A 12693-nucleotide genomic window follows, 5' to 3' on the forward strand; every position below is an offset into this window, starting at 1 on the left:
CCATCGATCGTCACAGCGTGTTGAGCAACGCGACGGCCTGCCCTGTATCCAACTCGTCCTTCTCGATCCGCTCGAGCACGTCCTCGATCCATGCCGTACCCGTCGGATTCGCGTCGCGAGATCCGGACGACGCCGATCCGGCGGAGCCGACCCAATAGCGTTCGCGAGCGAACGGATACAGAGGCAGGTCTGCGTACGCAGGACGCCCAGCCGTGTACAGCGTGATCCATGGAACATCCGCTCCCGCCTCCCAGGTAGCGGCGAGACGTTCGATATCGCCTGCCGCGATCCAGGATGCGATCGTCGCCTCGTCCGCGCGGGTCGTCGTCCGCGACCCTTCGATCGGATTGCCCAGCCAGCGCCGTGCCGCCTGCTCCAATGCCGCGAGGTCGTCGACGACGAATGCCACCCGGGAATCCATCGCATCCCTCCGGCACTGCGAGGTGAAGGCGACGGCGGGCAAGCCGGGGGCCTGCCGGCGACCCAGCCACGCCACCAGATTCTCGACGCGTCGGACGAGCCCGTCCAAATCCCGGGCGGAAAGCACCACCGCCTGCGTGGCCGGGACGTCCTGCGGCGCGACCTGGGGCTCCCGGGCGCGATATTCCTCGATCACGACATGGGCGTTCGTGCCGCTGTATCCGAAGGAATTGACGCAGGCCAGACGTGCCCGGCCGGCTTTCGCCGGCCAGGCCACGGGCGAACGGGCAATGAAGAACGGCGACGACGCGAAATCGAAATGCCTGTTTTCCCGCTCGACATGAAGCGTCGGCGGAATCGTCGCGTGACGCAGGGATAGCAGGACCTTCTGTACGCTCGCGACACCCGCCGCCGACGAGGTGTGGCCGATGTTGCTCTTCACCGAGCCGAGTGCACAGTAACCACGACGATCGGTACGCTCGCGAAACACTGTGGCGAGGGCTTCAAGTTCGATCGGGTCACCGAGCGGCGTACCCGTGCCGTGGGTCTCCACGTAGTCGATGTCGGCCGGATCGATTGCGAACCGGCGATGCACGTCCCTTTCCAGGTCGGCCTGGCTAAGGGCGCTCGGTGCCGTGATACCGTTGGTTCGACCATCCTGGTTGATGCCCGAACCCGCGATCACCCCAAGGATGCGATCGCCGTCGCGTTCCGCGTCGGCCAGCCGCTTGAGCACCAACGCTCCGACACCGTCGCCCATCACGATGCCGTCGGCACCGTCGTCGAAGGCACGGCAGCGCCCCGATGACGACAGCATGCCGGCCTGGCTGAGCGCCAGGTACGACTCCGGCGCGAGCCAGAGGCTGACGCCGCCGGACAGGGCCATGTCGACTTCGCCGCTGCGCAAGGCCTGGCACGCCAGGTGCAGCGCGACGAGCGACGACGAACACGCCGTGTCGACGGATATGGCAGGACCGTTAAGGTTCAGGTGATAGGCGATCCGCGCCGCGGCGATGGAATAGCTGTTCGCCGTCACGGGTGCCGCCCGGACCCCGCTGCGCGAGAGCAGCAAGGCATAGTCGTTCGTCGAAATACCCAGGTAGACGCCACAGCGTGAACGACTCAGCGCGCGCCCGGTGTAACCAGCATCCTCGAAGGCATGGTAGGCCTCTTGGAGGAACAGACGGTGTTGCGGGTCCATCTGCTCCGCCTCGTCGGGTGAAATCCGGAAGAACAGCGTGTCGAAGCAATCGACGTCGTCCATCGAACCCAGCCAGCGCGACATCATGCGGTCGCGAGCCTGCGGATCCGCATCGTAGAAATCGTCGATCCGCCAACGGTTCCGCGGTATCTCGCGGATGGCATCTCGGCCTTCGACTAGCTGCGTCCAGAATCCATCCAGGTCGTCCGCTCCCGCGTAACGCCCCGACATGCCGACGATGGCGATGCGGTCGGCGACTGGCGTGGTCGCCCGTTCGCGTCGCGGGCGTTGTCCGCGGAACGATCGCGCGCGCACCGACGGCGAAGAAAGCAAGGACACCGGCGGTGCCGGCGGCGATTCGGTTTCCGCGTCGACGGGAAGCAGCCCTTGCAGATGCGCAGATAGCTGGCGGATGGTGGGGTAGCTATAGATCGTCGTGGCTTCGCACTGCGTCCCGAAGTCCTCGTTGATCCGCCGGACCCACGTCACACCGCTGATCGAGTCAAGGCCGAGTTGGATGAACTCCATGTCGTCGTCGATCGGCCGGCCTTGCAGATGCAACTCGGTCGTAAGGCTTTCCCGAAGTCGATGCGCGATCGCTTCCAGTGAGCGCTTGGCGACCGTGCCGGCCGGAGCCTTGGCCATCACAGGTGCCACAGGCAATGGCGTGGTCTTGGCCAGTTGTTCGAATCGCGCCTGGATATGACGCGACGTGTCCTCGCGACCGACGAAGGTCTTGTCGTGCATGTCCAGCTCGCGGACGAAGGTGTCGTCGACCCGCTCGGCCAATCCCGCGTTCCACAGGCGCTTGAGCCCCACCAGCCGGTGCCGCGGATGCCGTGCGATTCGCGATGCCAGCGCCAACGCCGCCGGCACCACCTCCGATCGCGGCAACACCGCCTCGCCCACCCCTCGCTCGCCCAGCGCATGGCCGCTGTATTCACGTGCCGTCAGCAGGCTTTCCCGGCCCAGCGACTCACCCAGGCGCCTCGGCGCCATCAGCGTCGCCCCCGCTCCCGGCGTGAATCCGTAATCCATGTACGGGCTCACGTAACGCGATTCCTCCGCGTAGATCCCCAGGTCCGCGAACAGGCCCAGCGACCACCCCGCACCGATCCCGTGGCCCTGCATCGCCGCAATCACCGGCACCTCGCACGCCATCGGCAATCGGAAAATCGTGAAGTCCGTGAACCGAGCCTGCCCCGACTGGATCGCCAGCAAGCTCTCCCGCGTGCCGCCCGAGGCGAAGTACGTGTCGTAGCCGGTCACCACCACCGCCCGGTAACCCGCCGTCCCCGCGTGCGCGAACGCCTCTTCCACGCCACGCACCAACGCCTCGGAGAACATGTTCCGCGCGTCGCGATCGCAGAGCTCCACCAGCAGCACCCCGCCCGGCAGCGACGTCGCCTTCACCGCCGTCCCCGACAGGCGCACCCCGCCTTCCACCGGCAACGACTCGTCCGACGTCGGCCATGCCACCGCCGGCACCTGACGGCGCGCCCGCCAGGCCGCCAGCGACGACGCCGGCTGACCCGCCCATCCGCGGGCCAGCGACTGCGCACTCGCCAGCACGCCTTCCGATCCCGTCACCTGCGCTCCCCGCCAATCCCGGCCCGCACGGCTCTCGCCGTCCAGCAGGGCCCGCCGACCCGACGCCCCCAGGTGCAACGGCAGGCAGACGCCCGCCCATCCCGACAACGGCAGATCGTCCAATACGTCCGCCGCTCCGTACCAGCCTTCCGCCGCGTGCACCACTTCGTCGCAGCCCAGCATCGCCAGCCACGAACGCCCACGCGCGTCGCCACCCAGACCCGCCACCACCGGCACCGGCACCGTCGCCAGCCATGCGCACCACGACGCCACCGCCCCCGCGTCCATCCCCTCCTCGAACGGTGACGACTCGCTCCACAGCACCACCGACCCCGCGCCGCGCGCGATCGCCTCTTCCACCTGGCGGCGAACCGTCGACACCTCGCGCGCATCACAGCGCACCAGCGCCGGCGCGTCTGCCACCGATACACCCGGTGCGAACGACGGCGTCTCGTCCTGCCGCGACAGGTGCGCCTTCAACAGCCGCAGCGCCTCGACCGGCTTCTCGGCCAGCGATCCGGCCACCGCCAGCGCCTCCGACGCCACCGCCTCGGCCGCCACCACCTTGCCGCCCCAACCCGCCTGACGCCAGGCCTCGCCTCGACGCACCTGCACGTCCACCACGCCCGTACGGGCACGGACCGCCGGCGCCAGACCCCATGACGAGGCCTCCAGCCCGTAGCGACCGCTCGCGGACACCACGATCGCGTCGCACGACAACCCCAGCCACCATGCCGGTCCGATCGCGTCGCCCGGCAACGCCGCGATGGTCGGCCATCCTGAATCGCGCAGGCGAGCGGCGAGTGCGTCCCAGGCATCGCTTATGACCGAATCCGACGAATCACGCATGCCGACGATCACGCACGTCAACTCGCCAAGCGAGGAGATCGCGTGGAGCCCTGCAAGCAATGTATCCGGATGCGAAGACGACGCCACAAGACGGATCACTCCGTCGATGGGCTCATCGATGACCACTCCGTCGACGACAGGCAATACGCGCGACATCGTGGAACGTTCGCTCCTGCGATCTGCGGCCAGACCGTGGAAACCAATGGCGACCCGCCCTTGTTCGTCGATCACCTGCGCGTCGAAGCCGATCACGTCGTCATGCCCTGGCAACCGGCTCACACGAATTGTCGCACCGGAAGATACCGGTCCATGGATCCGCAACTCGTCCAGCGTCAACAGCGCATGCGATGCGTCGTATTCGCCCAGCAAACCACGTATCCACTCGGAGGACAGCACGATGCGATCATCGCCATGGCTAGACGGTTCGTGCTGCCCGACCGACAACGGGCGCACGCCCCCCTGTACCAGCAACGCTTCGTCGCCAACACGGACGATCTCGAACGCGACATCCCCTTCGACATCCTCCCAAAGCAGCACATCGAGGACGTCGTCGGCCCGCGGCACATCGAACCAGGCTACGTCGTACAAGCTCAACGGCGTCGTATCGTCCACGCCCAACGCTCGTACTGCCGCCGCCCGCGCCATCTCCAGGCAATCCCACGCCGTGATTGCCTCGACGAAACGCGAGCGGAACCGCTGGCCACGCAGGTCCGATACGTTCTCGTGCAGTAACGGATGCAATCGCGACACGCCCGATGCCGGCGTCTCCGCCGTCGGTAACGACAGCCAGTAGCGCTCCCGGGCGAACGGATAGGTCGGCAAACCCACCTTCGGCAACACACGGCCGCCATGCAGCGCCGTCCACGGAATCTCCACCCCGCGTACCCACGCCTGCGCCACGCGCTCCAGGCGTCCCGTCGTCGCCCACCGCGACACCGCTTCACGCAGCTCCGCGTCTTCCGCAAACCAGGCCACCGACTCACGGTGCTCCTGGGCCTGGCCCACGTACAGGCCCTCGCGATCCTCGCCCGCCAGGTAACCGCGCAACGCCGACACCAACTCCTCCGCGTTCGACGCCACCACCGCCAGGCGCTCGTTCATCGCCTCGCGACCCACTTGCAACGTATACGCCACCGACGCCAGCGCACCCGCGTCGCCCGACAGGTACCCCAGCAGATCCTCCGCCCGACCACGCAGCGCCGCCTCGGTGCGGCCCGACAGCACCACCACCACCGGCCCCTCCGGCAACTGCACCGCCGAGGCCTCGTAATCCTCCACCACCATGTGCGCGTTCGATCCCCCCGCACCGAACGACGACAGGCCCGCCACTCGCGGCCCTCGGCGGCCGTCCACCACCGGAGACTCCCACGCCCGTAGCGTCTGGTTCACCGTGAACGGGCCCGCGTCGAAATCAATGTGCGGGTTCAGCCGCGACGAATGCAGCGACGGCACCACCTGACGGTGGCGCATCTGCAACAGCACCTTCGTCAGTCCCGCGATGCCTGCCGCCGCCTCGCAATGGCCGATGTTCGACTTCGCCGAACCCAGCAGGCAGAACCCACGCTCCGACGTGTGTGCACCGAACGCCCGCGACAACGCCGCGATCTCGATCGGATCGCCCAGCTTCGTGCCCGTGCCATGCGCTTCCACATAGCTCACCCGCCGCGCATCCACGCCTGCCTCGGCCAGCGCCCGGCCAATCGCCGCCGCCTGCGCCTGCGGGTTGGGTATCGTGTAACCGTTCGTCCGACCGCCGTGGTTCAGCGCGCTGCCACGGATCACACCGTGGATCACGTCACCGTCCCGCTCCGCGTCTGACAGCCGCTTGAGCACCACCGCGCCCACGCCCTCGCCCGGAATATAGCCGTCGCCGCCTTCGCCAAAACTCTGGCAGTGCCCCTCGCTAGAGATGAACTGTCCAGCCGATAACATAAGGTACTTCTGAGGATGCACCGTCAGATTCACCCCGCCCGCGATCGCCATGCGTGTCCGCCCCGCACGCAAGTCCTGGCAGGCCACATGGATCGCCGTCAACGACGAGGAGCACATCGTGTCCACCGTCATGCTCGGACCATGCAGGTCAAGCACATAGGACACGCGGTTCGCGATACTGGCGACATTCCCTGCGAAGCCCATGCGCAGCGATTCGGGCGATGCGCGCAGGCCGAGCAACTGATACTCGCTGTACATGACGCCAACATAGACACCGACCTGTCCGGCGTCCTCCCCATCTCCACGCAGACTGGCACGCGTGTGACCGGCATCCTCCACGGCCATCCAGGCGTGTTGCAGGAACATCCGCTCCTGCGGATCGAGGAATCTCGCTTCACGCGGTGCGATGTGGAAGAACTGCGGATCGAATTCGTCGATCCCCTCGATGAACCCGCCCCACCGGCTGTAATGACGCCCTGCGGCGGTCCGGTCTTCACTGTAGTAGTCACGCCAGTCCCAGCGATCCGCTGGCACCTCCACCACGCAATCCACACCGTCACGCAGGTTGTTCCAGAACCCTGCGATATCGCGCGAACCCGGGTAGCGTCCGCTCATGCCGATGATCGCGATCGGTTCCGCCGTCGTCGCTCCCAAGGGACGGCCAACCGCTTGCATCTTCTTGGCCGGCGGCGGAGCCACGCGTCGCTCCGCCGGCACAGGCGTCGGCGCCCTCCGCTCCGTGGCGGCGAAGCGCTTCGCCAGTGCCTCGCCATGTGAACGGACCAGGTAGTCGCCCAGTTCGCCCAGGTTCCGATACTCGAAGAACAATGTCTTGGGCAGCGACCCGGTGGTTTTTTCCAGCGCGCCGGTAAGCGCCATCGCCAGAATCGAATCCATGCCGAATGCGTCGAACGCGGCATCTGCCGCGATACGCTGGATCGGCACCTTCATCACGCGCGCGAACTCGGCCTTAAGCCAGCTGTCCACCGCCCGGCGCAGATCATCATCGATCGTCGCTGAGACGTCGTGGGTACGGGGCAGGTTCGCGGGGTCTGCAAGGCCGGTTCCTTCGAGAGTGCGTTGTATCGCATCACGCCTCCCCGACATCACCACGGCATGCTCGATACCTTCCACAAGAATCGAGCGCAATGCGCGCCAGGCATCTTTCGTGGCCAGGGCGACCATGCCGGTCGTCTTCTGCCATTCGCGACGGGCATGGTCCTCCATACGCATGCCGCCGTCTTTCCATAGGGGCCATGCGATGGATATCGTCCGTCCATGACGTGCGCCGGTGGCAACCAGGGCATTGCGGTGAGCAGCGAAACCGTCCATGAAGCCATTGGCCGCCGCGTAGTCCGCTTGGCCTACATGCCCGAAGGCCGCGGCCGTCGACGAAAAACAGACGAAGAAATCCAACGGCAGGTGGGCCGTCGCTTCGTCAAGTGCCACCGTTCCACCGACCTTGGGTGCAAGCACGATATCCAGTTCGTCGAGCCGCTTCCCCATCAGGAATGCGTCGCGTGTCGTCCCTGCGGCGTGGAACACGCCATGCAAGGCGCCTTCACTGGCCACGAGCGATGCGATCGCCTCGGCCACTTGTCCGTTGTGGGCCAGATCCATGGTGAGATAGCCCACCCTTTCACCAAAACGCGACCGCAGGGCTGCCAGCCGTTCCGCTCGCATGCCGGACACGTCGCCTCGCCCACCCAGGACGACTCGCGCGTGCGTGCTCGCTAGGATGTCCTCCGCAAGCAAGCAGCCGATCCCGCCCAGGCCACCGGTGACGAGGTATACGCCGTGTTCGCGATACGGCGTCTCGCCTCCGGATTCGGGCACGAGTTGCCAGGCCGGCGATGTCTCCACGCCGTCCGCGCCCCATCGGGCCAGGCGGATGCCCGGCCGCCCGGCCATCTCGTCCGCCCAATCGGCGAAGGCCCTTTCCTCCAGCGAAGCCGGCGCCACCAGGACCTGCGCATGGAACCGGGGCTGCTCTCGCGACACGGAACGCAACATGGCGACGAGCCCATGCCACTGCGCAGGATTCTCCCGATCGTCCACCCTTACCTGGAACAGGCAGGGCTCGGGATCGCGCGCTTTCAGCAGCGACTGGATCGTCTCCATGCAGCTTCGGACCAAGGCGCCGAAATCGTTGGCCTCGGTACCGAGTTCAGACGCACCAGGCCATGGATGTCCCGTGGTGAAACGCTCCCTGCGTCGCCAAGACACCGCCATTGCAGCGCTATCAACGGGCTGCCACGTCGATTTCGCCAGAAGCAACGCGTGCTGCGCGACCGGTCCGACACGGCGCGTGCTGAAACCGCGCCACATGGCGACGACGATACCGTCGGCGTCGCAAAGATCGATATCGATGCGATCATCGCCTTCGGATGCGCGCCTGACCCAGGCGGCACTCGCAGTCGACGCCGAATCATCGCACCGAACCCAGGCATGATCGACGGAGAATGGCAGACGAGGCTCCGGCTGTGCGCCGCCGAGCAAGCCCAGACAGGCCTGCAGCGCCGCATCGGCCAGCGACGGATGCAAATGGTAGGCTTTTGCGTCGACCAGCATTCCGGCCGGCAGCGCGAGCTCGGCGAGTACCTCGCCCTGACCCTGTCGCAGGTCGACAAGCGCACGATGTGCCCTGCCGTATACCAGTCCGAGTCCTTCCAGACGCTCATAGAGTGAAGCGGCGGCCTCCGGTGCACCCATGCGCGCACGCAACGCACCCAGATCGATGGGCGCCGGTGCCGTCTCGTGGGACCATGCCAGGTGCCCGACGCCATGCGGCATACGGGATCCGTCGTCGCCACTGGCGATGTCGCAACGCACCTCTCCATGCTCGCCAACGGCTAACGTTGTGTGCACGGTCGAAGGTTCGCGCACGATGAGCGGTGCCAGCCAGGCGACGTTCTTCAACTGCACCGCGTGGCCTCGATCCGCCGGTGGCGTGGCCCGCTCCAGTGCGGCGCACATCATTTCCATGTAGGCGACGGCAGGCAATACGGGGGCGACGCGATCGCCAAGCTTCACGCGATGATCGGCAAGGAACGACTCGTCTCCGCGGAATGACGATGTGAACGCCGTCGTCGAAAAATCCGACATGTTGACGTGCAACATGGGATGCAGCTGTGAGGAAGATGACTCCGATGCGGCAACGCGAATGACGTCGACCCAATGTCGTTCACGGGCGAAAGCGTATCCCGGCAAGCCGGCGATGCGTGTACGTGAAGCGTGCAGGAAGCGCCAATCGACATCCACGCCCCGCGTCCACAGGGTCGCCAGTTGCGTGATATCGCCGTGAGTAGCGGCAGCGGCGATAAGTTCCTGCCCGGACGGCGTACGCCAAAGATCGAGCGTGTCGGCACTGCCAGCGATGTCGCCGTGCCAGATATCATCGCGCTTCGCACCGGCAAGCCACGCCTGAAGCGCGGCCACCAGTTCATCCCTGCTTCCGACGCGTATGGCCAGGCGATGACGAAGCGCCGCCCGACCGCATTGCCAAGTCCGGATGGCTGCCGAAAACGACGCTTCCCGGCCGTCGCGCTCAAGCCAGGCGATCACCTTTGCCACCTGGGCTCGCAGACAATCGGCACGGAAGGCGGACAACACAAACAACCACGGTCCTCGCACCTCTTCATGCCGATGTACCGCATGGTCCGACACAACCGCATGCGCGTTCGCGCCACCGGACCCGAAACTGCTGATGCCCGCCACCTTCGGCCCGTCAGGCCACGAACCGGACGCCGACTGGACGTGCAGGCCAGCGGATAACCGGATCCTTGGATTGAGCGTCCTGAAATGGGCAGTGGCGGGCACGCGACCATGGCGGAAGGCAAGCAATACCTTCAGTACACCCGCAAGCCCCGCGGCCGATTCCAGATGTCCGATCTGGCTCTTGATCGAACCGATGCCGCAATCCACATCTTCCGCGCGTTGCCCGACCATCGCGCACGCCTGACTTATCGCCTCCACTTCGATCGGATCGCCGAGCGAAGTTCCCGTGCCGTGGGCCTCCAGGTAGCGGAGCATGCCGGGCCCCACACCGGCATCACGCCATGCGGCGAGCAACAGATCGCGCTGCTTTCGCGGATTGGGCACTGTCAAACCGCTGGCAAGTCCTCCGTGATTGATCGCCGTGCCGCGAATGATGCCCTGCACCGGGTCGCCTTCGGCGATCGCTGCCGCCAATGGCTTGAGATAGAACGCAACGGCGCCTTCCGCTCGAACATAGCCATCGGCTTGGGCGTCGAAGACCTTGCACAAGCCGTCCGGCGATAACATGCCAGCCTTGTGGTAGGCCAGCGAAAGGTCGGGATGACAGATCACGTTTACGCCAGCGACCAGCGCACTGGAGCATTCACCGCGACGCAACGATTGCACTGCGGTATGCAGGGCGACCAATGACGACGAACAGGCCGTATCCAGCAAGAGGCTCGGACCGACGAAGTCGAAGAAGTAGGACACGCGATTGGCGATCACGGCCAATGAGCTGGCGACGCCCAGATGTGCCTGCACGTCCTCGCCGCACTCTTGCATGAGCCGGCTGTAGTCGCTGTTGCTGGCACCGACGAACACGCCCACATCCCGGCCAGCCAGGGAAGCCGGCACGATGCCGGCATCCTCGACGCTTTGCCACGCCAGCTCCAGGACGAGACGCTGCTGCGGATCCATTAGCCGCGCTTCGGCAGGCGAAATACGGAAGAACGCCGGATCGAACGATTCCAGGTCGGTGACGAATCCACCACGGTCGATACCGGGATATCCGTCGGCGGAAAGCCAACGCCCCCGCGACAGGGGATAAGGACCGATGGCATCGGCGCCCGAATCCAGCAAGCGCCACAGGTCGGCGGGGGATTCGATACCGCCCGGCAACCTGCAGGCGATACCCACGATCGCGATATCGCCATCGCGTCCTTCGAGCGACGACACGGGTGTTCCCGCCTCTGCGGACGCGCGCGATGAGGGCTGCGGAGCGGCCCGGGCGACGCTGGCGGCCGCACGTGCGACCGTGTTGTTTTCGAAGAAGAAGGCGCCGGGCAGAACAACGCCCAGGGCATCCTCCAGATCACGTTGCAGGGCAAGGAGCGCTGCGGAATCGACCCCCATCTCCATCAACGGCCTATCGTCGGCATAGGCCGATGCATCCGGTCCCAACCACGCGACGACCTGCTCCCCCAGCCAGCGGGCCACCGTTTCCGCCGGGGCGTCGCTCAAGGGGCCTGCTATGCCGGAGCGTCTGCCTCCCAGCCTTTCGAGGCGACTGGAAAGCTCGTATGCAACGAGGACACCATGGGTTTCGTTGATGGCGTCCTGCGGACGATAGCCGCGAACGGCGCGCACGACGTCGGCACCATGGGCGTGATGGAACGCGAGAACCGGATCCTGGCCGCTTCCGTTGCGCTGGATATAGGTGTCGAACGATTCACCGCGATGCGCGGCGTAGCGCTTGCACAATGTGACGCCGACCACGCCGGTCACCCCCTCCGTGACCGTTGCCACGCGAAGCAGGAATTCCAGGAGACGATCGCCCAGCCGCTTGTCCTGCCATCGCGGATCGACATTGATGGCAAGCAATTGCACCAGTGGGGTATCCGCACGATGCAGCGTATGTACATCGTGCGCCGTCAGCGCGTCCAGGGCCGCCGCATCGGCGATGCGCTGGCTGTAGACGCAGCCAGCGATGACCCCGTCCAACTCGATCACGAACTGCCCTGCAGCATATGTGTCGATACGTCGACGCAGCGTAACGTCGTCGCTTAGCGTGTGATCCCAGCACAGCGACTCCAACTCGAGCAGTCGCGGCACATCGGCAATGACGGCTCGACGGACGTGCGCAGCATGCGCGGTCCAGCGGTAGCATCCAACGAGGGGCGTGGCGCCCGGGCACGACACGCAGGTCGATGAATCGTAGAAGCCCTGCAAAGCCGCATCTTCGAGTGTGCGCGCGGCGGTCTGCGGCTTGTATCCCGTTGCCGCCTCCAGCATCCGGACGAGTTCGCCGAGGGGCGTGGCGCCCGCCGTATGGAACTGATAGCTCGCAGGTAACGGCTCCGCCGGGGAAGGCTCCAAACTCTCCTCGAGCGAATCGCGTGGATATATCGTCCCTGTGGCCGCGAGGCGAAGTGCGTGGGCGTCGCACCGCGCCGCGACCGGCCATGCCGACGCCACCGCGATCGCACGCAGAGCGTCGCGACAGGCCAGCATCGCACCGATACGGGGCGACAGGGCCGCAGCCGTGGCTTCGCCGGCGTTCCAGCCGACGAGCGAAAACACATGATGAATGGCTTCCTTAAGCGTCTCGGGCATCTCGCCCAGGAAGGCTTCGATATGCGAATCGCCGCTTTGCGCCAACGCGGCAAGCAGGGCCGCGGCCCAGGCGTGCGTCGATGGGTGGTCCGCATCCGTCAGGGCGGCAAGGTGCGAGGCGAGTCCAGGCGGCGCGGCAACGCCGCCGCGTACCAACGACACATCGAAGAGGGACGCCAGCGACGGTGTACCGTCGCTTGGCCAATCCCCAAGGCCAAGCCTCTCCAACAGCACTCCGGCATCGGACGGTGCCAGGCCCGCGATCAGCGCGTCCCGAAGCGGCGCCGCAAGGAATGCGACGATACAGCGACTTGGATCCAACATCCGTTATCCCCCAACCCGGGCACGCATCGTGCCCAACAGAGCCATCCCCGCCCGTGCCCGGCCCCCGC

General features: G+C 66.2%; 1 protein-coding gene. It reads right to left on the reverse strand.

The genetic code is table 11. The annotated features are described in order from the left end of the window. Positions 1-10: 10 nt before the first annotated feature. On the reverse strand, positions 11-12625 hold the full coding sequence (locus tag GAK28_RS08805; RefSeq protein ID WP_291777294.1) for a beta-ketoacyl synthase N-terminal-like domain-containing protein: 12615 nt from the start codon (positions 12623-12625) through the stop codon (positions 11-13). Positions 12626-12693 lie beyond the last annotated feature (68 nt).

This window comes from Luteibacter sp. (assembly GCF_009912395.1).
Classification (GTDB): domain Bacteria; phylum Pseudomonadota; class Gammaproteobacteria; order Xanthomonadales; family Rhodanobacteraceae; genus Luteibacter.